Annotated in this window: 19 protein-coding genes; 13 read left to right on the top strand and 6 right to left on the bottom strand. The window is 62.7% G+C overall.

The window, feature by feature from the left end; genetic code table 11:
• Positions 1–2: 2 nt before the first annotated feature.
• Genes P0D70_RS07455 through P0D70_RS07445 form a run of 3 tightly spaced genes read left to right on the top strand, consistent with a single transcriptional unit; the run spans position 3 to position 3,801 of the window.
• Positions 3–551: a (2Fe-2S)-binding protein gene (locus P0D70_RS07455; RefSeq protein ID WP_408183943.1), complete on the top strand. Its 549-nt coding sequence runs from the start codon at positions 3–5 to the stop codon at positions 549–551.
• Complete coding sequence (locus tag P0D70_RS07450) at positions 548–1,552, top strand: FAD binding domain-containing protein (protein ID WP_408183942.1); 1,005 nt, start codon at positions 548–550, stop codon at positions 1,550–1,552. Before P0D70_RS07455 ends, P0D70_RS07450 begins: the two co-directional genes overlap by 4 nt.
• Positions 1,549–3,801, top strand: coding sequence for a xanthine dehydrogenase family protein molybdopterin-binding subunit (locus tag P0D70_RS07445; protein WP_408183941.1), 2,253 nt, complete (start codon positions 1,549–1,551; stop codon positions 3,799–3,801). Before P0D70_RS07450 ends, P0D70_RS07445 begins: the two co-directional genes overlap by 4 nt.
• A 137-nt stretch (positions 3,802–3,938) precedes the next feature.
• Here the strand turns inward: P0D70_RS07445 and P0D70_RS07440 are convergent, their stop codons facing one another.
• Positions 3,939–4,343 (bottom strand): PRC-barrel domain-containing protein, encoded by a 405-nt coding sequence (locus P0D70_RS07440; protein WP_091809299.1) that lies wholly within the window; start codon positions 4,341–4,343, stop codon positions 3,939–3,941.
• Between the two features lie 212 nt (positions 4,344–4,555).
• On the opposite strand from P0D70_RS07440, the gene glgX reads away from it, so the two are divergent.
• The 3 genes from glgX (at position 4,556) to P0D70_RS07425 (ending at position 9,329) form a co-directional block, all read left to right on the top strand.
• The gene (gene glgX, locus P0D70_RS07435; RefSeq protein ID WP_408183940.1) at positions 4,556–6,772 is read left to right on the top strand and encodes a glycogen debranching protein GlgX; all 2,217 of its coding nucleotides are present in this window, start codon (positions 4,556–4,558) and stop codon (positions 6,770–6,772) included.
• Between the two features lie 147 nt (positions 6,773–6,919).
• Positions 6,920–7,099, top strand: a complete 180-nt coding sequence (locus tag P0D70_RS07430) for a DUF2934 domain-containing protein (protein WP_091808289.1) — start codon at positions 6,920–6,922, stop codon at positions 7,097–7,099.
• 205 nt (positions 7,100–7,304) lie between these two features.
• Positions 7,305–9,329, top strand: a complete 2,025-nt coding sequence (locus P0D70_RS07425; RefSeq protein WP_408183939.1) for an AI-2E family transporter — start codon at positions 7,305–7,307, stop codon at positions 9,327–9,329.
• Between the two features lie 135 nt (positions 9,330–9,464).
• Here the strand turns inward: P0D70_RS07425 and P0D70_RS07420 are convergent, their stop codons facing one another.
• Complete coding sequence (locus P0D70_RS07420) at positions 9,465–9,647, bottom strand: hypothetical protein (protein WP_408183938.1); 183 nt, start codon at positions 9,645–9,647, stop codon at positions 9,465–9,467.
• Positions 9,648–9,767: 120 nt separating this feature from the next.
• Complete coding sequence (locus P0D70_RS07415) at positions 9,768–11,333, bottom strand: FAD-dependent oxidoreductase (protein WP_408183937.1); 1,566 nt, start codon at positions 11,331–11,333, stop codon at positions 9,768–9,770.
• 298 nt (positions 11,334–11,631) lie between these two features.
• On the opposite strand from P0D70_RS07415, the gene P0D70_RS07410 reads away from it, so the two are divergent.
• The 5 genes from P0D70_RS07410 (at position 11,632) to P0D70_RS07390 (ending at position 18,644) form a co-directional block, all read left to right on the top strand.
• A complete protein-coding gene (locus P0D70_RS07410) occupies positions 11,632–13,785 on the top strand; it encodes a hybrid sensor histidine kinase/response regulator family protein (RefSeq protein ID WP_408183936.1) in 2,154 nt (717 codons plus the stop codon).
• Between the two features lie 140 nt (positions 13,786–13,925).
• The gene (locus tag P0D70_RS07405) at positions 13,926–14,225 is read left to right on the top strand and encodes a hypothetical protein (protein ID WP_408183935.1); all 300 of its coding nucleotides are present in this window, start codon (positions 13,926–13,928) and stop codon (positions 14,223–14,225) included.
• A 333-nt stretch (positions 14,226–14,558) separates the two neighbouring features.
• Positions 14,559–16,448, top strand: coding sequence for a type VI secretion system baseplate subunit TssF (gene tssF, locus P0D70_RS07400; RefSeq protein WP_408183934.1), 1,890 nt, complete (start codon positions 14,559–14,561; stop codon positions 16,446–16,448).
• On the top strand, positions 16,448–17,530 hold the full coding sequence (gene tssG, locus P0D70_RS07395; RefSeq protein WP_408183933.1) for a type VI secretion system baseplate subunit TssG: 1,083 nt from the start codon (positions 16,448–16,450) through the stop codon (positions 17,528–17,530). Before tssF ends, tssG begins: the two co-directional genes overlap by 1 nt.
• A 91-nt stretch (positions 17,531–17,621) precedes the next feature.
• Positions 17,622–18,644, top strand: a complete 1,023-nt coding sequence (locus tag P0D70_RS07390; RefSeq protein WP_408183932.1) for an alpha/beta hydrolase — start codon at positions 17,622–17,624, stop codon at positions 18,642–18,644.
• Between the two features lie 64 nt (positions 18,645–18,708).
• Here P0D70_RS07390 and P0D70_RS07385 read toward each other — a convergent pair whose 3' ends face one another.
• The 3 genes from P0D70_RS07385 to P0D70_RS07375 all read right to left on the bottom strand — a co-directional run bounded on the left by P0D70_RS07385 (position 18,709) and on the right by P0D70_RS07375 (position 20,698).
• A complete protein-coding gene (locus P0D70_RS07385) occupies positions 18,709–19,728 on the bottom strand; it encodes a class I fructose-bisphosphate aldolase (RefSeq protein WP_091808302.1) in 1,020 nt (339 codons plus the stop codon).
• Between the two features lie 97 nt (positions 19,729–19,825).
• A complete protein-coding gene (locus tag P0D70_RS07380) occupies positions 19,826–20,245 on the bottom strand; it encodes a secondary thiamine-phosphate synthase enzyme YjbQ (protein ID WP_091808304.1) in 420 nt (139 codons plus the stop codon).
• Positions 20,246–20,377: 132 nt separating this feature from the next.
• Entirely contained in the window at positions 20,378–20,698 is a 321-nt protein-coding gene (locus P0D70_RS07375; protein ID WP_408183931.1) for a thioredoxin family protein, read from the bottom strand.
• Positions 20,699–20,939: 241 nt separating this feature from the next.
• Here P0D70_RS07375 and P0D70_RS07370 point away from each other — a divergent pair, with 241 nt between their 5' ends.
• Both P0D70_RS07370 and P0D70_RS07365 read left to right on the top strand, forming a co-directional pair.
• On the top strand, positions 20,940–21,236 hold the full coding sequence (locus P0D70_RS07370; RefSeq protein ID WP_408183930.1) for a DUF2628 domain-containing protein: 297 nt from the start codon (positions 20,940–20,942) through the stop codon (positions 21,234–21,236).
• A 174-nt stretch (positions 21,237–21,410) separates the two neighbouring features.
• The gene (locus P0D70_RS07365) at positions 21,411–22,733 is read left to right on the top strand and encodes a sugar efflux transporter (RefSeq protein ID WP_408183929.1); all 1,323 of its coding nucleotides are present in this window, start codon (positions 21,411–21,413) and stop codon (positions 22,731–22,733) included.
• Positions 22,734–23,017 lie beyond the last annotated feature (284 nt).

The raw sequence follows: 23,017 nt of genomic DNA, 5'->3' as shown, positions 1-23,017 counted from the left end.
CCATGGATACCCCAATCGCGGACTCGGCGCTCGATCTCGCGCCGGGCGAAGTCGAGCGCGTGCCCGTCACGTTCGAAATCAACGGCAAAACCCGGCATTTCGAAGTGGAAGCATGGACCACGCTGCTCGATCTGCTGCGCGAACACTGTCATCTGAGCGGCACAAAAAAAGGCTGCGATCATGGGCAATGCGGCGCCTGCACGGCAATCGTCGATGGCCAGCGGATCAATACCTGTCTTGCGCTCGCGGCCGTGCGCGACGGCGCTTCGATCACGACGATCGAAGGCCTCGCCGATGGCGACACGCTGCATGTCATGCAGCAGGCGTTCATCGACCACGATGCGTTTCAATGCGGCTACTGCACGCCGGGGCAGATCTGCTCGGCCGTTGCCATGCTCGACGAGGGCCACGTGAAGTGTGCCGACGACGTGCGCGAATTGATGAGCGGCAACCTGTGCCGCTGCGGCGCTTACACGAATATCGTCGCGGCGATTCTCGACGCCGCTGACTTGCCGAACAAGCAGCGCACCGGCGAGGGAGCGCACTCATGAACCGCTTTTCTTATACCCGCGCGAGCGAGGTGCCTCAGGCAATCGATCAGCATCGCGCCAATGCGACGGCGGCGTTCATTGCGGGCGGCACGAACCTGGTCGACTTGCTGCGCGAAGACGTGACGCATCCTGCGGTGCTGGTCGATATCAACCGTTTGCCGCTCAGGCAGATCGAGACGACGGAATCAGGTGGCCTCAAGATTGGAGCATTGGTAACCAATAGCGCGGTTGCGTACGACCGCACGGTGGCCGCGCGCTATCCGCTGCTGGCCAAAGCCATTCTGGCCGGTGCGTCCGCGCAGATCCGCAATGTGGCGACAGTCGGCGGCAATCTGCTGCAACGCACGCGCTGCCATTATTTCTACGACGCCGGCACACCCTGCAACAAACGCGAACCGGGAACGGGCTGCCCGGCGCTGGAAGGCGTGAACCGTATTCATGCCATTCTCGGCGCAAGCGATCAGTGCATCGCCGTGCATCCGTCGGACATGTGTGTGGCGCTTGCAGCGCTCGATGCCAGCGTGCATCTCGCCGGTAAGGACGGTACGCGTACGTTGCCATTTGCAGACTTTCATCGCCTTCCCGGCGACACGCCGAACATCGATTCGAATCTGCGCGACGATGAATTGATCACGGCGATCGAGTTGCCGAAGCAGGGCTTCGCCACCCATCACGCTTACGTGAAAGTGCGCGACCGGGCCTCGTATGCGTTCGCGTTGGTGTCGGCTGCAGTGGGTGTGGAACTCGACGGCGACACGATCGTGAACGCGCACTGCGCGCTCGGCGGCGTGGCGCACAAACCGTGGCGCGATACCGTTGCGGAAGGGGGCTTGCGCGGCAAGCACCTCCATGCCGCCACCGTGCGCGATTTCGCCGCCATGCTATTACGCGGCGCCCACGGCTATCGGGATAACACGTTCAAGATCGAACTGGCGGCACGCGTCATCTCGCGCGCGTTCGAATTGGCGACGCAACGTTCGATTGAGGAGACCGCACCGTGAACCGCGTCGAATCATTGCCGGCCACACGGGCGACCGGCGTGCCGCACAACCGCGTGGACGGGAAGCTGAAAGTTACCGGCGCGGCGCACTATGCCGCTGATTTCACGGCTGAAGGGCTCACTTATGGTTTCGTCGTGTCGAGCACCATTGCGACAGGCCGTATCGTGTCGATCGATTCATCCGCCGCGTTGGCGTTGCCGGGCGTGCTGTTGGTGCTGACTCATCAGAATCGCCCGGCATTGCCGCTCGAAGACAAAGCGTACAAGGATATGGTCGCGCCAGGCGGCAGTCCGTTCAGGCCGCTATGGGACGATCGCGTCTGGTACAGCGGACAACCTGTCGCTCTGGTCATTGCCGAGTCGCTGGAACTGGCGCGCTATGCGGCGTCGCTCGTGAAAGTCCGTTATGAAGCCACGCCGCATCAAACCGACTTGAGCGAAGCAGTGATGAGCGCTGTGCCGCCTTCGACTGAAAAAGGCGGCTTCGAACCACCGCCGCCTGCTCGCGGCGACGCGGACACGGCGCTGGCGAGCGCCGTCGCGCGCGTGGATACCTTCTACAGCACGCCCGCGGAATATCACAATCCGATGGAAATGCATGGATGCACCGTGGTGCCGGACGCGCAAGGGCGCCTGACCGTGTATGAAAAGACTCAAGGCGTCGGCAATACCAAGTCGTATCTCACCAATGTGTTTGGTCTGAAAGACGACGAGGTGCAGGTGATCGCGCCGTTCGTCGGCGGTGCGTTCGGCTCGGGCCTCAGGCCGCACTATCATCTTGCGCTCGCGGTCATGGCCGCGCGCGAACTGAAGCGGCCTGTCCGGCTCACGTTGACACGGCAGCAGATGTTCACGTTTGCCCACCGCCCGCAATCCATCCAGCGTGTCGCACTCGGTGCGGGCGCCGACGGCAGATTGCAGTCGGTGATTCACGAAGCGGTGTCGGAGACCTCGCAATACGAAGACTACTGCGACGTCGTCGTCAATTGGGCGGGGCAACTGTATCAGTGCGACAACGTCACGATGGGCTACAAGGTCGCGCGAATCGATGTGCCGACGCCAGCGGACACGCGTGCGCCAGGCGCGGCACAAGGGCTTTTCCCACCGGAAATGGCCATGGACGAACTGGCCGAAGCCTTGCAGATGGATCCACTCGATCTGCGTTTGCTCAATTACGCCGAGCGTGACGCCAACAAGAACTTGGCTTTTTCCAGTAAAGCATTGCGCGAGTGCTTTCGCGAAGGCGCGGCGCGCTTCGGCTGGGACAAACGGCCGCTTGCGCCGCGAGCCCGGCGCGAAGGTCATGAACTGATCGGCTGGGGCATGGCGACTGGAGTGTGGGACGCCATGCAGAACGAGGCGTCCGCGCGCGCGGTGATGACGCGCGACGGCCAGGTGAAAGTGTCGAGTTCGACCGCGGATATCGGCACCGGCACCTACACGGTGATGTGCCAGATCGCCGCGGATGCGCTCGGCGTTTCGATTCACGATGTCAAATTCGAACTCGGTGACACACGCTTGCCGAAGGCGCCGATTGAAGGCGGCTCGTGGACGGTATCGTCAGTGGGCAGCGCGGTGGATGTCGCCTGCAAGCGCCTGCACAACCGCCTCGTCGAACTCGCGCGGCAACATGGCGGCGCACGTTTCTCGAGCGTTGCACGCGAAGACATCCGCCGCGTGGGTGAGCGTCTCGTTTGCGGCACCGGTGCAGACGATGCGATCACTATCGACGCGCTCTTCAGTCGCGCGGGCATCGACGAACTCGACGAGCAGGCCAACGTGCAACCGCATGAAAAGCAACAGGCGTATTCGATGGGCACGCATTCCGCCGTATTCGCCGAAGTGCGCGTGGACGAAACGCTCGGCACGGTGCGAGTGTCGCGCGTGGTCAGCGCGATTGCCGCGGGGCGAATCATGAATCCGAAGACGGCGGCCAACCAGATTGCCGGTGGCGTGGTGTGGGGCATCAGCATGGCGCTGCACGAGCATGGTCAGTTCGACCATACACTCGGGCGGCAAATGAATCACAACTTCTCCGAATACCATGTGCCGGTCAATGCCGACATCCACGACATTGACGTGTTGTTCGTTGAGGAACACGACGATATCGTCAATCCGTTGGGGGCGAAAGGCGTGGGAGAAATCGGCGTCGTGGGTGTGGCCGCCGCGGTGAGCAATGCAGTCTGGCACGCAACCGGCAAGCGGGTGAGGGCGCTGCCGATTACGCTGGATAAGCTGTTAGGAGGCTGACGCGCGCGAGGCGCAGAAGTCTTCGCCAGACGGCTCGCGCCCTCGCGTGGGCCCGGTGGAGGGCGGCATTTTCACCGTCCCCCGCCGGGCGCGCCGACTCGTCAATAGCCTCGACGTTGCAGCAAATGCCTGAAGACTCAATCCGGCGCGTACTTGAATTCAGGCAGCGTTTCAAGCGACTTTTTCGTGGCTTCCGGCAGCACTACACGACGGTTGTTGATCTGCAAATCGTTGAACGGAACGGCGACGAGATGTTTGCCCATGCCCAGAAAGCCGCCTACCGACAGGATTGCGTATGTGCCGCGATCTCCGCTCGGCGACACGATCAGGTCGTCCAATGTGCCGATCGTGTCTTTGTTCTTGTTATAGACATCGGCGCCGCTTAGCTTGGAGGCACGATAGCCGCTGGCGAGCTGGACCACATCCGTGCGCTTTTCCGTGATCGCTTGCGGCGCGCCTTGAGCGTAAGCGTTGCCATATGACGCGAATGTGGCGAGCAGCAATGCTGTGGCGGCGAGCGGTTTGAGTAGAGTTTTCTTCATGACGAACTTCTCCCTGATATGGTCTGGCGCTTTGCGGTGAGCGCCATGTCGGCTTCGATTGTGCGAGCCTGCCCTGATAGCTGCAAAATTTGTGCCGCACAGGCTCGTTGCCGTTGCGATCGTGTCAGGTCCGTAATTTGCTATCTCAGCGGGCTTGCTGTTCACTGCTTAAAACATGCGCGTCAGCGCCTCTTGCTTCCACAGGAACCCCTATGTCATCCCAAGCCAACTACTCGACGCGTATCGCGGAAGGCACGCCTTTTCCGCTCGGCGCGACATGGAACGGAAGCGGCGTCAACTTTGCGCTGTTCTCGGCGCACGCCACCAAGGTTGAACTTTGCCTGTTCGATGAAACCGGCGAAAACGAAATCGAACGCATCGAATTGCCGGAATACACCGACGAGGTCTGGCATGTCTTCGTGCCGAATCTCAAACCGGGCGCCGTCTACGGCTATCGCGTGCATGGTCCTTATGAACCCGAGAAGGGACATCGTTTCAATCCGAACAAACTTCTGCTTGATCCGTATGCGAAAGCACACATTGGCGAGTTGAAGTGGGCGCCGGAAATCTTCGGCTATACGCTGGATTCCGAAGAAGGCGATCTCTCTTTCGATGAGCGCGACAGCGCGCCCTTCGTGCCGAAGTGCAAGGTGGTCGACGCCAATTTCTCGTGGAGTCATCCCGAGCGCAATGCGTTGCCGTGGGAACGCGTGATTTTTTACGAAGCCCATGTGCGCGGATTTACCAAACGGCATCCCGAGGTACCCGAAAATCTGCGCGGTACGTTCGCCGGACTTGGGCAACAGGTCGTGCTGGACTACATCCGGAGTCTCGGCGTGACATCGGTCGAATTGATGCCGGTGCAGACTTTTGTCAACGACAGTTATCTGCTCGACAAGGGCCTGACCAACTACTGGGGCTACAACACCATCGGCTTCTTCGCGGCCGATCCGCGTTTCTTCGCGTCGTCGATCGATTCGGTGGGCGAGTTCAAGGAAATGGTGGACCGCTTTCACAACAACAATCTCGAAGTCATTCTCGACGTGGTGTACAACCACACGGCCGAAGGCAACGAGCGTGGGCCGACGATCTCTTTCAAGGGAATCGACAACGCGTCGTACTATCGGTTGATGCCTGATGAGCCGCGCTATTACATCAACGACACCGGCACCGGCAACACGCTGAACCTGTCGCATCCGCGCGTGCTGCAAATGGTGACCGACAGCCTGCGCTACTGGGTGACGGAAATGAAGGTGGACGGTTTCCGTTTCGACCTCGCCACGATTCTCGGCCGTGAACTGCACGGCTTCGACGAGGGCGGCGGTTTCCTCGACAGTTGCCGGCAGGACCCGGTGCTCTCGAGCGTACGGCTGATTGCCGAGCCGTGGGACTGCGGCCCTGGCGGCTATCAGGTCGGCGGCTTTCCGCCCGGCTGGGCCGAGTGGAACGACCGCTTTCGTGACACCGTGCGTGAATACTGGAAAGGCGACGAGGGGAAGGTCCCCGATCTCGCTACGCGTCTCACTGGTTCCGGCGACAAGTTCAACCATCGCGGCCGCCGCCCGTGGGCGAGCGTAAACTTCATTGCCGCGCACGACGGCTTCACGCTCAACGATCTCGTCTCATACAACGACAAACACAATGAGGCCAACGGCGAGGACAATAAGGACGGCCACTCGGATAACAAGTCCTGGAACATGGGCGTGGAAGGTCCGACCGACGACCCGGAGATTCGTCAACAACGCGAGCGCCAGAAACGCAATCTGCTGGCCACGCTGCTGCTCTCGCAAGGCACGCCGATGATTCTTGCCGGCGATGAATTCGGCCGCACGCAGAAGGGCAACAATAACGCCTACTGTCAGGACAACGAGATCAGCTGGGTTGATTGGGAAGCGATCGACGACGACGGCCGTGCGCTGACCGAGTTCGTCAAGAATCTGACCACGCTGCGGCACCGTCTGCCGGTTTTGCGGCGCGGCCGCTTTCTCACCGGTGAATACAACGAGGCGCTGGAGGTCACGGACGCGCGCTGGCTTTCGCCCGACGGCACCGATCTTTCGCAGGAGCAGTGGGACGATCCGTCCATGCGCTGTTTTGGCCTTGTAATCGACGGCCGCGCGCAGGCGAGCGGGATTCGCCGGCCGGCGTCGGACGCGACTTTGCTACTGGTGCTGAACGCGCATCACGATGTCGTCAATTTCACGCTGCCGGACATTCCCGAGGGCGATCGGTGGACTTGCCTGCTCGACACCAACATGCCGGTGCGCGCGGAATTGCCTCATTTCGCCGCCGGCGACGCGTATCAGGTGACCGGCCGCTCGCTGCTGCTGCTTGCGCTCGAAGCGCCGAGCCGCGCCACACAGCGTGTATTCGATCGCCTGGAAGAGCAACTCACCACCGACGAGACCGAACCCCCTGCACAGGATTGACGAACCGTTACGAAGGCCTCCAACGGGCTGGCGCCGGCGGGTATAGCGCTTGCTGGTTTCCCGATGACTGCGCGCCCGCTGCCTTCAGCGGCGGGCGCGCAAGTCAGCCGATACCGGCCTTCGTCAGCTCTAACTGAGGGTGATCAAATGGAACAGGAACAAACCTCTCAAGAGGAACAGATTCGCACGCGCGCTTACTACCTGTGGGAACAGTCAGGTGATCAGAAGGGCACGCCTGACGAGTATTGGGAGCAGGCACGCGCTGAAATAGAAAAAGAGGCGCCGCCGACGGAAAGTGGTCCCGTGGGTGAGAAGCCTGCGAATTAGATGCGCTGTCAGGCAGATATCGAGCGAGCGCGGCATTGAAGAAAAGGTGGCCAGACGGTTGGCCGCAAAGTGAAGTGCAGCTACGAATTGCATCGTCGACGCCCGCGCGGCCCGCTGCCGCGATGCCGTCGGCGTGCGCAACCTGGATGAGCTGCCACGCCTGACGAGAACGGGAACGTAACGGAGCCGAACAGAGCATTCGCCAATGAAGGACATTCCCGACCCGCGTGGCGTGAGGCCTGCCGCCCGCATTCAGGCGCCACCCGCTGCCTTCGGCCTTGACAGCCTGATTGCGCTTGCCGTGGGCGTGACGGTGGTCGCGTGCCTGTACTTTGCGAGCGCGGTGCTGATTCCAATCACGCTCGCGATCCTGCTCAGCTTCCTCGTCGCCCCGTTGGCAGACGCGCTGACGCGATTGCGGCTCGGCCATGTGGCGTCCGTATTCGCCGCAGTGGTGATTTCGGTGTCGCTGATCGGTTTGCTCGGCGCGGTGATCGCCACCCAACTCACCGATCTTGCAGCCGGCATGCCGCGCTATCAGGCGACCGTCGAGCACAAGATGGAAACCGCGCACAATCTGACCATCGGCAAACTGAACCGTTTCGCCAGCGCGGCCGGTCAGGCCCTGCAGCGGGCGACGATCGAACCGCCGCAACCGGCGCCGCAGCGCAATGCCGCCTCCACCGGCGCTGCGCAATCGACTGCCAATGTTCCCGCCGCCGTCCCGGTCGAGGTGCGCGAACCGGTGCCGACACCGTTCGAACTCGCGCGGCGCGTGCTGTCGCCGGCCATCAGCCCGCTCGAAACGGCGTTTATCGTGTTCGTCGTGATGGTGGTGATCCTCCTGCAACGCGATGACCTGCGCGACCGTGCGATTCGCCTGTTTGGCTCGCGCGATCTGCACCGCACCACCACGGTAATGGACGAAGCCGCGCGGCGGCTGAGCCGTTATTTCGTTTCGCAACTCGGGCTGAATGCCGGAGTCGGCGTCGTCATCGGCGCGGGGCTGTTTCTGATCGGCGTACCGAGTCCGATTCTGTGGGGCATTCTCGCGGCCTTGCTGCGGCTCGTGCCCTATGTCGGCATCTGGATTTCAGCGACGCTCGCCACCGCGCTCGCCGCCGCCGTCAGTCCGGGTTGGGCGATGGCGATCTGGTCGCTGGCCCTGTTCGTCACTGTGGAATTGCTGGTGGGGCAGGTCGTCGAACCGCTGCTGTACGGACGCAGCACGGGGCTTTCGCCGTTTTCGGTGGTGGTCGCCGCGATTTTCTGGAGCTGGATCTGGGGGCCGATAGGGCTGATTTTGTCGACACCGTTGACGCTGTGTCTGCTCGTGCTCGGCCGGCATGTGCGCAGGCTGGAGTTTCTCGACGTGTTGCTCGGCGACCAGCCCGCGCTGACGCCCATCGAAAACTTCTACCAGCGAGCGCTCGCGGGTGATCCCGACGAAGCGATCGAGCAGGCCGAGGCCTTGTTGCGCGAACGTTCATTGTCGGCGTACTACGACGAGGTCGCGATCAAAGGCTTGCAACTCGCGGCGAACGACGTGGTGCGCGGCAGCGTGACGGCCGCGCAGCTCGCGCGAATCGAGGCGACCACGAACGATCTCGTGGATGGCCTCGACGGCTATGAGGATCGCGAGCCGGCGACAATGCCGGTCGCGGAAGAAAACTGGAGCGCGGCGGGGCCGATCGCGCCTTCGGATTCGGACGCTGCACAAGCTGAAGCTGCAAGCAAGCGTATCGCTTCTTCCGCGCATGTAGACACCGGCACGCCGAACCAGCCGCCGCTAGCCGCCAGCAATCGTGTGCTGTGCATTCCCGGACGCGGCCCGCTCGACCCGTTGGCGACGACGATCCTGTTGCAGTTGCTCGCCAAGCACGGGTTCACGTCACGGGCGCTGCCGCACGAGGCCGCGTCGCGAGCATCGATCGATAGTCTCGATGCGGACGATGTCGGCATTGTCTGCATTCTCTATCTGCAGATCGACGGTATTCCGTCACATTTGCGCTATCTGGTCAGGCGCATTCGTGCGCGTCTGCCGAACGTGTCGATTGTGGTCGGACTGTGGGCGCCGCAGGATACGGAGAAATGGAGCGCGGATCTGCAAACCGCGATGGGAGCGGAGTGTTACGCCACTTCACTGCAGGAAGTTCTGGCGGCTTGCAAGCGCGTCGAGATGGACCGGTCCCATGTCGAAGAAACATTGCCTGTGGTGGTCAACGGTTAGTACGGGGGCGATTGGTCAGCGCAGCATTGCGTTGCGATAACCGTCCCCATCGTCCGCTAGGATTGCAGTTGTGTAGGGCGAAAAAAATCGCCCGTCCGCAGTGCGTCCGGGCAATTCGTATCCGACCAACAACGTTTAATGGCTAGCGGGTTTCTTCGCTGCCGACTTCTCTTTCGAAGTAGCCTCCTTGTCCGGGACGATCTTCGTGGTGCCGCCCGTGGAGGGCGGGTCGCTCGCGGGGAAGCTGTCTTCGACCTCGCGGTCGATCTGCTTTTCGCTCTTGTTCGAGTGCGGGTGCTTTTCCTTCTGTTCTGTCATGGTGCTTCTCCTTCAGGTCATTGAGTCATCATCGAGTCGGCGTGGCCAGCCACGCGGGCCGATCCGGGTGTTGCCTTACGTCGCGCTATCGTTCTGCGCGGGTCGTTAGTGTTGAATTGTTCATTGCGCGACGCACGATGCGTCGCTGATCATCGCCAGCGCATCCGCGCGCGACACGCCTCGCGCCATGGCATCGATCAGGCGAGCGGTCTGCGCTTCGCGTTCGCAGGCCAGCGCCGCGATCACCCTGGCGTCCTTCACGTACAGCGCGACGAATTGCTGCTGATCCAGGTCGCCGTCAATCACGATCTCGTCCCACTCGTTCGCATGGCCGAGATATTCGAAGCGTTTGCCGAAGTGATAGGTCCAGAAATACGGCACGCCGGCGTAGCGATGGCGTGCTCCGCACATGTTTTGCGCGGCAATGCGCGCATGTTGCTGTGCCACGCGCCAGTGTTCGATGCGCAACGGTTCCTCGTCCTCATGCAACGGAAACGCCGCGATATCCCCCGCCGCATACAGGCCGGGCGCGGCTTGCATGCCGGCGTTGACGATCACGCCGCCGTCTTTCTGCAGCGGCAGTCCTTCGACAAAACCGGTGGCCGGCGCGACGCCCGTGCCCAACAAGACGAGATCGGCCGAGATGGCGTCGCCATTCTCGAGCATGACCTCGTGGACGTCGCCTTCCTCGCCTTCGAGCGAGGCGACCTTCGCCTCAAGACGGAACACCACGCCATGTCTCTCGTGAAGCTCGCGGAACATGACGCCGGCGCGCTCGCCAAACTGCTTCGCGAACGGCACTTTCTCCGGCGAGATAACGGTGACCGGCGCACCGCGTTTGCGCAGCGCGGAAGCCGTTTCGAGTCCGATGAAACTGCTGCCGAGAATCGCCACCTGAGTTTGCCCGGCATCGTCGCCGATTGCATCGACGAGTGCGGCGGCGTCGTCGAGACTGCGCAGCACGTGCACGCCGCCGAGTTCGACGCCCGGAATCGCGGGTAACTTCGGTACGCTGCCGGTGGCGAGCAAGGCGGTGTCGTAAGTCAGCTCGCCGCCGGTTTCGAAATGAATCGTGCGGCCGGGCACATCGAGCCGTGCGACGTTGCCAACGATCCGCTCCACGTCATGCCGCTCGAACCAGTCTTGCGGTAGAAGCGGCGGCACGTCGGCGGCCGGCATTTCACCGGACGGCACGAATTTGCTCAACGCCGTGCGGTCGTAGGGCGCATGCGGCTCTGCTCCGATCAGCGTCAGATGGCCTCTAAAGCCGCATTCGCGCAGGGCTGCGCAAGCCGCGGCACCTGCCGCGCCCGCGCCGATTACAACGTAGTGCGGTTTTAGGTCACTTGCGTTGCGCACGGGTTGCGGTAATTTTTCCGGCGTCACCATTACATCGTCGCCGGCGACGACCACGGGATAGTGGTCGAGCGCGACCAGAGCGGGCGGTTCGAGCACGTTGCCCGTGGCGACGTCGAACGTTGCCTTGTGCCACGGGCAGATAATCCGGCCGTGGCACAGCGCGCCTTCTTCCAGCGGTGCGCCGGCGTGCGGGCAATCGGCGGAATAGGCGTGCACGGTATCGCCGTCGCGCACCAGCAGGATCGCTTCGCCATCCACGACGAAGCGTTCGGCGCGGTCCGATCGCAATTGCGATAGCTGGGCGACGCGTCGGGCAATCGTGGGCATGGCGGGCTCCTCACGGACGATGAAACGTGACGGCGCAGGCGGCGCGCAATGCGCAACGATGCGCTTATCGCAGCGCGCCTTTCATCCTGCTGAATTCCCGTGGTGCAGCAATCCACGTGCCCAACTGTTTGCATCTGTTCAAGCGCCTGTTCCACGGCTGCCGCGCTATGGAGAACGCCTGAAGTGCGGTAAATTCCGGGGAAGGGAAATAGCGCACGACCGAGCGTACGACCGTGCGCGGCACATCGCGTGGCGTACTTTCCTTCACCCATCTTGTCCTTTCACGGAGAGCTTGACCGTGCAGCGTGCGGAACGTGTCGCAGTCGATGTCCCGATGCCCTCGCGCAATTTCGCGGCGACGCGGCGCATGCTTCTGATCGTGCTCGCGGTCTCGATTGTGTTTCCTCTGATCTGCCTCGCGGGCTACGGCTACTTCGACTACCAGCGCCGGATTGCCGATTCCGACGACATGATCGAGCGGCTCGCGCGCGTTGCCGAGGAACAGGCGGTGAAGGTGCTTGACCTCAATCAGCAGATGTCCTCACGCATTGTCGAGTTGCTCGGCAACGAGGACGAAACGCAGATTCGCGCACGCGAAGCCATGCTGCATGATCGTCTGCGTGAAATCGGCGGCGACTTTCCGCAAGTGTCGTCCATTTACCTGCTCGGCGCGAAAGGCGATCTGCTCGTGTCGAGCCGCGTATTTCCCGCCCCCGCCATCTCGATCGGACAGCGTGAAGACTTCCTGTCCGCCAAGGCGATGCGTCCGCAGCAGTATTTTTCGTTGCCGATGTTCGGGCCACTGTCGCAAACCAACGTGTTCACCACCGCGACAGGGCGCTCGGACGCCGATGGCCGCTTCCTCGGCGTAGTGTCGGTCGCGCTGCGCAACGAGTACTTTTCGCGCTTCTATCGTGAACTGACGAATGGCGATTCGTCGCTGGCGATGGGCCTGTATCGCCAGGACGGCAATCTACTGGTCCGCTATCCGCCCTGGCCGGCGGGCGCGAAGCCCACTCCGCAAAGCAAATTCACGCAGGCGTTGCGTGACAAACAATTGTTCGGCCACGTCCGTTTGAACTCGACCGTGGACGGCGTCGAGCGCCTGTTGGCATTCCGCCGCGTGGGCGACTATCCGCTCTATGTGATGAGCGCGTACGCGACCTCGTCGATCGGTGCGGCATGGCGGCAGCATTTCATTCTGATCGCTGCGCTGACGGCCGTGCCCTGTCTCGCCATCTGGCTGCTGGTGCTTTACTCGCTGCGTCAACTGGAAGGCGAGCGCCGCGCGTGGGAACGCTGGCAGGGCGAAGTGGCGATGCGTCTTTCAGCCGAGGCTTCGAGCCGGCAACTGCAACGCATGGGCGCGCTCGGCAATCTCGTGGCGAATGTCGCGCACGATTTCAACAATCTGCTGATGGTGGTCTCCGCCAACACGGAACTCGCACGGCTCAAACGCTTCAACCAGGTGGAGAAAGAAGTGCTCGCGGTGGAGCGCGCCACCGCCACGGCCGAATCGCTCACACGCCGCCTTCTGAGTGTGGCGCGCAAGCAGCCGCTCAAACAGGAGCCGCTCGATCTCGCCACATGGTTGCCCGCAGCCGCGCCGCTGATCGACGCGGCGCTCGGCGACAATGTGGAACTGGCGCTGAACATGGTCGACAGCGTCTGGCAGGTGCTGGCCGATCCGACCGACCTCGAATACGCGATCATGAACCTGGCCGTCAACGCGCGCGACGCGATGCCGCGCGGCGGACGCTTCGTGATTCGTTGTCAGAACAACCGGCTGGTCGGCAGCGACACCTTGCTGCCCGACGGCGAGTATGTGCTGATTGCCTGTTCCGACGACGGCGAAGGCATGCCCGAAGCCGTCGCGCGGCGCGCGTTCGAACCGCTCTTTACCACCAAGCTGCGCGGCTCGGGCACCGGTCTCGGGCTCGCGCAGGTGCTTTCCATGTGCGAACAGGCCGGCGGCACGGCAAAGATCGAAAGCGTGCCGGGCAGCGGCACGACGGTCAGGTTATATCTGCCGCGATATCGCGAACGTCAGAAGGCGACGGCGACGCAAATCGAAACGGCGCAGGCGGCGGTGCCCGCGCCGAGCGGCGTGGTGCTTCTGGTGGAGGACAACGAGGACGTCGCGGCGGGTGTGGCGGCGGTGCTGGAAACCTTCGGCTGCGAGGTACGCCATGAACCGACCGCCGATCAGGCGCTCGACCTGCTCACGGGCGGCGCGCGCTTCGAGCTCGTGCTCTCCGATATCCAGATGCCGGGCAAGCTCAACGGCATCGACCTCGCGGAGAAAGTGCGCAGCGCGTGGCCGTCGCAGAAGATCGCCTTGATGACCGGCTACGCCGACGAACTCGAACGCGCGCGGCGGCTAGGCGTGGCGATTCTCGCCAAGCCATTCAATATCGACGAATTGCACGCGCTCGTAGTTTGCGAACCGTAAGCTCGCAGGCCGTAACGCGTGGCGTTGCGTGTTGGAAGCATTTCATGACTCGCGGCACAGCCCTTGCTGAAAAGAGGACGAGGTATGCGTGTCGGGCTGGAGCCGGCGCAACCCGCTTCTCTTTCGAACCGGAGAATGTCATGAACATCGGAAACAAAACCCGCAGCGTGTTGCTCATCTCGACCTTGCTCGCCGCTTCTTCGCTCGCCATGGCGCAGGGCGCGGGTGGCGGCGGTGGTGGCCCGGCTGGCAACGATCCGAATGCCGGCACCACGGCCGGCGCGACCCGCGAAGGTGGAGACATGCAGGCATCGGGCGCGACGGCGCATTCCAAGTCGACCAAAAAGCATCACACGAAGTCCTCGAAGGCGAGCAAGCCTGCAACCGACTCTACCAATATGCCGGGTGCGGATGCCAGCAGCGATACAAAGGGGCAGTGACGAAAAGGCCTGACGCGGCGAACAACGCTGAGTCAGGCTTTACGCTTTCTTCCTCGGTACGTAGGGGACAACCCGCTCACAGTTCACTCGGTAATCCTCATGAAAGTTAACCTTCCATAACGATTTCAGTTATGTGGATGTGCCCCGCCGACACGCCCCCCTGAGTAGTTGGCGATTATTTCCCCGTGACGCTGATTGAACGCTTTCCAGTGCCGGGTAAAAATGCGGCAGTCGCTGATTGGACGTACATCGGGATTCACATGCGGACAGACGTTTCGCGCGACGCACGTGCCGTGTCAGCGAGTCCGCCACAAGAACAACACCAAATCGCCGATGGATCCTCGACTGCTGGATTACTACAATCAGGAGCTGATTGACATGCGCGAGCTTGCTCCCGCGTTCGCGCAGGCTCATCCCCGGATCGCCCAACGCCTCGGCATGAAAGCGGGCGATATGGCCGACCCGTACGTCGAACGTCTGATCGAGTCGTTCTGCTTGATGGCCGCGCGCATGCAGATCAAGCTCGACGCGGAATTTCCGCGTTTCACCGGGCATCTGCTCGATGTGCTGTATCCCAACTACGTCGCGCCCACGCCTTCCATGGCCGTTGCGCGTTTCTTTCCGGGGCGCAAGTACGTCAACGCGGCCGAAGGTTTTCGGGTGCCGCGCGGTTCGACACTCAGATCGCGTATGCCTCCCGGCGAAAATACGGTTTGCCGCTTCCAGAGTAGTCAGGACGTCATGCTCTATCCGCTCGAAATCGTCGAGGCGCGCTTGACCGGCGTTCCGCCGGACATGCCCGCGCTCGAACGTTATCTGCCGGCCAATACCGACGTGCGCGGAGCGCTGCGACTGCGATTGCGCACGCTCAACGGAATGGACATTGCCTGTCTGCGGCACCTGGACAGGCTGCCCGTTTATCTGACGGGCGACGAGCAGATTGCATCGCATCTCTTCGAATTGCTGCACACGGCGAGCGTAGCGTCGATTACGGGCGCGCCTCGCGAATTCGGCGTGGCGGGTGGGCTGCTTTCAGTGGTCTCGGGCGACGCCGTGGTGCATGAAGGCCTTGATCCCGATCAGGGGCTGTTGCCGCTTTCCTGGTCGAAATTTCACGGCCACAACCTGTTGCAGGAGTATTTCGCGTGTCCGGCCCGCTTCTACTTTTTCACGCTGACTGGACTCGAGGCGGGTTTTCGCAGAACAAAGGGCGACGAAGTCGAGATTGTCGTGCTACTCGACCGAGCGCCCCAGCGGCTCTCGAATCTGGTCGATGCGTCACGTTTCGCGCTCTTCTGCACACCGGTGATCAATCTGTTTCCAATGCGCATGGACAATATCGCGTTGAATAGCGCGCAAACCGAGTTCAGGGTGATTCCGGCTCGCGCTGCTCCATTGGACTACGAAGTGTTCTCCATCCAATCCCTCACAGCGCAGGCAACGACGGAATCCGCCGAGTTCGAGTTCCGCCCGCTATATCAGTCACTCAATAACGACGAAGATAATTACGGGCGCTACTTTTCAACGCGCCGCGAACGCCGTTTGATTTCCGATTCGGCGCGTCGCTATGGTAGCCGCACGCAGTACATCGGCACGGAGGTGTACGTGTCGCTCGTGGATCAGCACGAGGCGCCGTATCGCGAAGAGATTCGCTACCTCTCGGTGGCCGCGCTCGCCACCAACCGGGATTTGGCGAGCCTCGTCCCACGTGACGGCGTGAATGATCTGGAACTGGATGACAGCGGGCCGGTAGACAGCATTGGCCTGATTCGCCGGCCCACGGCGCCCAAAGCGCCTTATGCCGAGCGCGAACTGGCATGGCGATTGATTCGCCAGCTCAACTTCAATTATTTGCCGCTCGACGATCTCGATCACCGCGCCTGCGCCCAGGGTTTGCGCGATCTGTTGCGGCTATTCGTGACGGATGAGACGACGGACCAGCGCCGCCAGGTGGAGAGTCTCGTCGGCGTAAAAACGCGTGCTGTCACACGCAAGCTGACTGGCAATGGCATGCTGGTATTCGGTCGCGGCGTGGCGTGCGAACTGACGGTCGACGAAACCGGTTTTTCGGGGACCAGCCCGTATCTGTTCGGGCTGATTCTCGAACACTATCTCGCGCGCCGCGCGTCCATCAATTCGTTCACGCAGACTGAACTGCATTCGATGCAGCGCGGTCGCGTCGCGCGCTGGCCGGTGCGTATGGACACGCGCGGAGTGCTCTGATGGAGCGCGTTTCTTTCGGGGCGATCACGCATCGCACGTTACTCTCGCCGGCGCTGATCGGGCATTTGCAGGCCGAACCGTGGCGCTTCGGATTTCTCGCGCTGCTGCGTCGCATTGGCGCCGACAAGCGGATCGATCCGGTCGGAACGGCGTCACGCCCGCAGGCTGAGCCGTTTCGTCTCGGGCAGCAACCCAGCCTGTGTTTCGCGCCGCGCGAGATCGCGAGCGTAGACGAAGCCGACGGACGGTTGAAGGTGCGCCTGTTCGGACTCGGTATGCTCGGGCCGAACGGACCGTTGCCGATTCACGTGACCGAAATCGCGCGTGACCGCGAACAGAGCCGCAACGACGCCACGCTCGTCAATTTTCTCGATATCTTCCATCATCGCTATCTGACGCTGCTTTATCGGGCCTGGGCATCCGCGCAAGCTGCCGCGGGACTCGATCGCGCTGACAATGAGCGCTTTTCGTTCTATGTGGCGAGCCTGACGGGCCAGGACATCCGCGAGATCGGTCACGGCGCGTTGCCCGCGCATGCACGGCTCGCGGCTTCGGCGCACCTCGTGCGGGAGGCGCGCAATCCCGACGGGCTGCGCATGACGCTAGAGCGCTACTTCGGCGTTCCGGTCGAGATCGAGGAATCCGTGTTCAGCTGGATCGATGTCGATGCAGAAGAGCACAGCTATCTGGGCAAGCCGGGCGCCGCTTCGACCATGACGGTGGGCGCGTTGCTGGGCGAACAGGTGCCCGACTGTCAGCACACCTTTCGCATTGTCGTCGGTCCGCTCGATATCGCCGCGTACCTGCGCTTCACGCCGCGAGGCGCTGATTTGCCGAAGCTCGTCGAATGGGTCAGGACGTTTGTCGGCTTCGAGTTCGAGTGGGAGCTCGAGTTGCGTCTCGAACCGCAGAGCGCGCCGCTGGCCATTTTAGGCGGCCCGCAGCAACTCGGCTGGTCGGGCTGGCTCGGCCATGCACCACACGACGACCGCCTCACCTGCGTACGCTTCAAACCGGAGCGCTATGCGGCGCAATTCTTTAGCCGTTTCGCGCCGCCATGCGTGAATATGCGACAGGTATAGCGCTTGCTCGAATCTCACGGCATGCACGGGGGTCGAGCGCGGTGTTCACAGCTTCGATGGATCCGTGAAATCTTCCATCAGGAGCATCGCCATGACACTCGGTGACACCATTAAAGGCATGGTCGGCATGGATCCCACGGGTCATGCCGATCCCGACATGAAAGCCGTGCTCGACGCGCTCAGGAGTTTGAACCCCAAGCCAATCGAGGATTGCACCGTAGCCGAAGCGCGCCAGCAACCCACGCCCGCCGATGCCGTGACAAAGCTGCTGAACGACCCTGCGTTCAGCGCGCGTCCCGCGCTGGAGCTGGAGGCCGTGCGCACCGAGGACATCATGATTCCCGGCGCAGCGGGCAGCAATCTCGCGCGCGTGTACACACCGCAAGGCGAGGGGCCTTTCCCGCTGATTCTGTATTTTCATGGCGGCGGCTGGGTGATCGCCGATCTCGATACCTACGACGCCACGCCGCGTTCCATGGCCGCGCAAAGCCGGGCGATCGTGGTTTCCGCGCACTACCGGCAGGCGCCCGAGCACAGGCTGCCGGCCGCCCACGAAGACGCGTTTGCGGCGTGGCGCTGGCTCGTGGACAATGCGGCGAGCCTCGGCGGGGACCCCGGCAAGATCGCGGTAATGGGTGAGAGCGCCGGCGCCAATCTCGCGATCAATGTTTCGATTCGCGCACGCGACACGGGCACGCGCATGCCGATGCACCAGGCGTTGATCTATCCGGTGGCGAGCAACAACATCGTGTCGATCTCTTATGAAGAGAATCGCAACGCCCGGCCCTTGAACAAGCCGATGATGCTGTGGTTCCTGCATAACGTGATCAATAGCGAGAGCGATCTCACGAGTCCGTTGATCGACGTGGTGAGCGCCGATCTGTCACGCTTGCCGCCGGCTGTCGTTGTCACGGCGGGCATCGATCCGCTGCGCTCGGACGGTGAGAAACTCGTGCAGAAGCTGCACGGCGCGGGCGTGCCCGTCGAGCATCGCAATTACCGTGGCGCGACTCACGAGTTCTTCGGCATGGCGGCCGTGGTGCAGGCGGCGCGCGACGCGCAGGCCTTCGTGTCGCTCGCGCAGCGCCAGGCATTCGGCGGGGCGCCGCTTTGACGCGCTGGCGCGGTCCGCTGCTCTCGACCGATCTCGGCGCGCAACGGACCGTGCGGCGTTCACGCTAGCTCTTTTCCTGCGCGGCCTCGTACTTGCCCAGCGCGGCAGCGCTGTTCAGGCGCGCGCGTTTGAGCAGCGCCTGCTGTGCCTGCTCGACGTGGCTCGCCTCGCCCCTCCAGGCTTGCAGCGGCGGTTCCTGCAACGCGCGGCCATAGGAAAAGCTCAAATTCCACGGCAGCGCGCCGAGACGATTCATGGCGTCGAGATTCGCGGTCGCTTCTTCCGGCGACTGGCCGCCGGACAGAAATACGATACCCGGCACCGCCGACGGCACGGTGCGCTTGAGCACCCGCACGGTATGAGCGGCAATATCGGCGCTCGACGACTGTTGCGCGTGTTCCGAGCCGGCGATCACCATGCTCGGCTTGAGCAGAATATGTTCGAGGACCACGCGATGCCGGTGCAACGCATGGAATACCTCGTGCAGCACGGCCTCCGTGACCTCGGCGCTGCGCTCGATGGTGTGCTCGCCGTCCATCAGCACTTCGGGCTCGACGATCGGCACGATGCCCGCTTCCTGCGAGATCGCCGCGTAGCGTGCCAGCGAATCCGCATTCGCCTCGATGGCCAGGCGGCTCGGCAGGCTCGCCGTGATGTTGTAGACCGCGCGCCACTTGGCGAAACGCGCGCCTTGGCGTTTGTAGTCGGCGAAACGGCGGGCGAGTCCGTCAAGCCCTTCGGTGATTTCGTCGCCCGGGGCGAGCGCGAGCGGAATCTTGCCGAGATCCACCTTGATGCCGGGCACGATGCCGTTTTTCGCGGCGAGTTGCGGGAACGGCGTGCCGTCGTCCGCTTTCTGGCCCAGCGTTTCTTCGTAGAGAATCACGCCGCTCACGAATTCGCCGAGTCCGGGCGTGGTGAGCAACAGGTTGCGATAGGCGCGGCGATTTTCCTCGCTCGATTCGAGGCCGATCGTCTTGAAGCGTTTGGCGATGGTCGGGCCGCTTTCGTCGGCGGCGAGAAGGCCTTTGCCGGGTTGAACCATTGCCTTGATGGTGGCTTGCAATTCGCTACGGGTGTCCATGAGGTGTGCTCCCTTTAATCCGGTTCGCGGATGAAATGTTGCAACGAATCTCTGTCAACAACGCATCTTGAAACATACACGGCCGCGACTCGCGCCGTCATTCACCGAGCAGATGCAGCACGATGTCCCGATGCTGCGTATGACGGCGATGTTCGAACAGATACAAGCCTTGCCAGGTGCCGAGCACCATCTGCCCATGTTCGACCGGTACCGACAATTGCACTTGCGTGAGCGCTGTGCGCAAATGCGCCGGCATGTCGTCGGGGCCTTCGGCGTCGTGTTCGTAACGCTCGGCGTCTTCGGGCGCGAGGCTCGCGAAGTAGCGCTCCAGATCGCGCTGCACCGAAGGGTCGGCGTTTTCCTGAATCAGTAACGAAGCGGACGTATGACGGCAAAAGAGCGTCAGCAGGCCGGTCTCGATGGCTTGCCCGGCGACGAAGCGGCGAGCTTCGTCGGTGAACTCGACGAGCCCGCGGCTGCGGGCTTTGACGCTCAGGTGATGGATGGCTTGGCGCATGATAGCTGTGGGTCGGGTCTTGCGTATTCGTTCCTGCGTGGCGTGGGCCAATGCGGCGGCGCATCAGTGGCTGTGCGTACAGCACGACGCGGTTCGACGTAACTCGACATTAAAGAGACATTAAAGAGATATTTAGAGCGACGTGAACGCCTCAGCGATCTGCGTCGCGTTCGCCGGTCGCACCACGCGCGCGACTTCGGCGCCATTGCGCATGAGGATCAGCGTGGGCCACAGCTTGACCTTGAACGAGCGGCCCAGCGGCCGGCCCGGGCCGTCTTCTATCTTCAGGTGCCGGACGTCCGCATGCGCTTCGAGCGCCTTGGCAATCGATGCTTGCGCACCCTGGCAGTAGCCGCACCAGTCCGTGCCGAATTCGACGACGGTGGTGCCCGGCAGGGCATCGAGTTCGGCCCGCGAAGGGGCTTTGGAAGAATAGGCGGTCTGCGTGGCCATGCGTGCTCCGAAGCGGTTTAACCTGTGCTGGCGGGGTTGCGCTGCGATGGCGCTCCCTGCGCGTGAATCTGGTAAGAGTAGCAGCTATGCCCGCGATCGTCAGGCAGCGCCGCACCGACCAACGTGCGGCGAAGCACGCGGCAGCGTGAATTTCACGCGGACTCGCACAGTTGCCGGCATGACGTGGTAAACATCGTCAAGGCCGCGAGGCGGCGGCGAATCATCGTGGTCAGGAAAGGATATGGGCGAAAGGATTTATCTGCGGTACCCGGGCAAGGACGAAACCGTCGCGGTCGCCACGGGCTTCAGTTGGGGCGCGTGTCTGCTCGGTTTCATCTGGGCGTTGTCGAAGAAAATGTGGTTTGCCGCGTTCGTCATGCTGGCGGTCAATCTTCTGCTGTTCTGCTCGGGCTTGTGGGGCGAAACCGCCGACCTGATCGGATTGGCGCTGTCGGTGTTGTTCGGCATGGCCTGCGGCTTCTACGGCAATCAGTGGCACCGCTGGACGCTGGAAAAGCGCGGCTACGTCGTGCTGTAACCGGTGCCGCATCCTGCGGCCTGCGACCGGCGAATGTGCTTCGCAATTTTGGGACGCGGTGACGCGGGTTTACGCGCCCGCAAGCTAAGCCGATAATGCCCCGGTCGTTCCGGCCACGAAGTTTGCGGCGCGCATAGCGCGTGGCAGGCTCGCTTTCCCTGATCCTCCGCCCCCGTGTTGAAAACCTCACGTTTTTTCGACCTGCTACGCATCCCCGGCTTCAAGCCGCTCGCCGCCGCGACTCTGATGCTCGGTGTGGCGATGTCGTTCACCGCTCCCTATCTTTCCCTGTTCGGCGTCGAGCGCGCGGGCATGACGCCGTTCAGGCTCGGCGTCTTCATGACGCTGATCGCGGCGAGCGGGGTGCTCGCCAGCACCTTCGCGGGCCGCTGGAGCGACGCGAGCGGGCGGCACCGACCCTTGCTGCTGGCGGCGCTGGTGGCGGCGGCGCTAGGTTATCTGTGTTTATGCGTCGTGCGTGACTACCGGTTGCTGCTGGTGGTCGGGATCGTCTTTATCGGCGCGGGCGGCTCGGCTATTTCCATGGTCTTTTCTTTCAGCCGCGCGGCCTTGCCGGTAGCCGATCCGGCGGAGCGCGTGTTCGCCAGCGCGACCTTGCGGACGATTCTCTCGGCGGCGTGGGTGTTCGGGCCGTCGGTGGGCGCGCTGGTGCTCGCCGCCAGCAGCTTCTACGGGCTCTTTCTGTTCGCCGCCGCCAGTTTCGGTGCCTGCGCGGCCATTGTCTGGCGCATGCGGGAGCCGCAGGGTCATCTGGGCGATCACACGGTGGAAGACACGGCGTCCGAACCTTCCGCTTCGATTACCGTGCCGCCGCTCACCGCACTCGGCGAGGACGCACACGAGGACCTGCCCGGCGTCGCCTCGGCCAACGACATCCGCCGCGCGGTTGCCGCGCTCACGTTGCTCGGCCTTGCCGCGAACGCCACCATGATCGTGCTGCCGCTCTATATCGTGCACGGTCTGAACGGCACGCATCTGGACGTGTCGATCATGCTCGGCCTCGGCGCCCTGATGGAGATTCCGATGATGCTCGCGCTCGGCGCGAAGTCGTCGGCGTTGCACAAGCCGAACTGGCTCGGCGCGTGTGCTGCGGTGCACGCGGTGTATTTCGCCGGCATGGCACTGGCGGGCAATGTCCATGTGCTGATTCCAATGCAGATGCTCAACGCGTTCGTCGTCGCGGTGACCTCGTGTCTGGGCATGACGTACGTGCAGGATCTGATGCCCCACGCGCCCGGCCGCGCCACCGCGCTCTTCTTCAACGCGGCGCGGGTCGGCTCGATTCTCTCGGGCGTGTTGTCCGGTTTGCTGGTGCAGGCGTTCGGCTATCGCGGCACGTTTATGTTCTGCGGCTTGCTGGCGTTATGCGCGCTCGTGCTCTTCGCCGTGCCGGGCGATCGCTATCCGGTGATGTGGCAGGCCGTAAAGCGTTTTGTGCGTTCGCAATACGGCAAACTTCAGGCAAGGCGGCAATAGACGCTCAAGCCCGTTCGAGTCCCCGCCTGCGAGGCCGAAGTGTAAGAGGTCCGTCAGCCGAATCGAAGCCTGCGCGAGCCCAATGCCGCGCAGCCACTCATGTCAGGAACTTTTACGCCGCGCAAAGCCTCTGCAAAGAAGCGTATCGTCTTTCGATACATACGGTGGCGCAGCTTCGCAGCACGAGACAAACGCGCGGCTGCCGCGCATTTGGCGCACGCAGGAAAACACAACTAAAGTAAGCGTAGTCGCGCGCGATCGTTCGCGCCGCCATTGGAACACGC

This window comes from Paraburkholderia sp. RL17-381-BIF-C (assembly GCF_046026435.1).
Taxonomy (GTDB): domain Bacteria; phylum Pseudomonadota; class Gammaproteobacteria; order Burkholderiales; family Burkholderiaceae; genus Paraburkholderia.
This window is presented reverse-complemented; position numbering and strand designations above follow the sequence as displayed.

Excerpts from the sequence above, each read along its gene's own strand:
- P0D70_RS07455 (WP_408183943.1), top strand. The coding sequence starts at position 3 with ATGGATACCCCAATCGCGGACTCGGCGCTCGATCTCGCGCCGGGCGAA.
- P0D70_RS07450 (WP_408183942.1), top strand. The coding sequence starts at position 548 with ATGAACCGCTTTTCTTATACCCGCGCGAGCGAGGTGCCTCAGGCAATC.
- P0D70_RS07440 (WP_091809299.1), bottom strand. The coding sequence starts at position 4,343 with ATGAAGAAAACTCTACTCAAACCGCTCGCCGCCACAGCATTGCTGCTC.
- glgX (WP_408183940.1), top strand. The coding sequence starts at position 4,556 with ATGTCATCCCAAGCCAACTACTCGACGCGTATCGCGGAAGGCACGCCT.
- P0D70_RS07430 (WP_091808289.1), top strand. The coding sequence starts at position 6,920 with ATGGAACAGGAACAAACCTCTCAAGAGGAACAGATTCGCACGCGCGCT.
- P0D70_RS07425 (WP_408183939.1), top strand. The coding sequence starts at position 7,305 with ATGAAGGACATTCCCGACCCGCGTGGCGTGAGGCCTGCCGCCCGCATT.
- P0D70_RS07420 (WP_408183938.1), bottom strand. The coding sequence starts at position 9,647 with ATGACAGAACAGAAGGAAAAGCACCCGCACTCGAACAAGAGCGAAAAG.
- P0D70_RS07415 (WP_408183937.1), bottom strand. The coding sequence starts at position 11,333 with ATGCCCACGATTGCCCGACGCGTCGCCCAGCTATCGCAATTGCGATCG.
- P0D70_RS07405 (WP_408183935.1), top strand. The coding sequence starts at position 13,926 with ATGAACATCGGAAACAAAACCCGCAGCGTGTTGCTCATCTCGACCTTG.
- tssF (WP_408183934.1), top strand. The coding sequence starts at position 14,559 with ATGGATCCTCGACTGCTGGATTACTACAATCAGGAGCTGATTGACATG.
- tssG (WP_408183933.1), top strand. The coding sequence starts at position 16,448 with ATGGAGCGCGTTTCTTTCGGGGCGATCACGCATCGCACGTTACTCTCG.
- P0D70_RS07390 (WP_408183932.1), top strand. The coding sequence starts at position 17,622 with ATGACACTCGGTGACACCATTAAAGGCATGGTCGGCATGGATCCCACG.
- P0D70_RS07385 (WP_091808302.1), bottom strand. The coding sequence starts at position 19,728 with ATGGACACCCGTAGCGAATTGCAAGCCACCATCAAGGCAATGGTTCAA.
- P0D70_RS07380 (WP_091808304.1), bottom strand. The coding sequence starts at position 20,245 with ATGCGCCAAGCCATCCATCACCTGAGCGTCAAAGCCCGCAGCCGCGGG.
- P0D70_RS07375 (WP_408183931.1), bottom strand. The coding sequence starts at position 20,698 with ATGGCCACGCAGACCGCCTATTCTTCCAAAGCCCCTTCGCGGGCCGAA.
- P0D70_RS07370 (WP_408183930.1), top strand. The coding sequence starts at position 20,940 with ATGGGCGAAAGGATTTATCTGCGGTACCCGGGCAAGGACGAAACCGTC.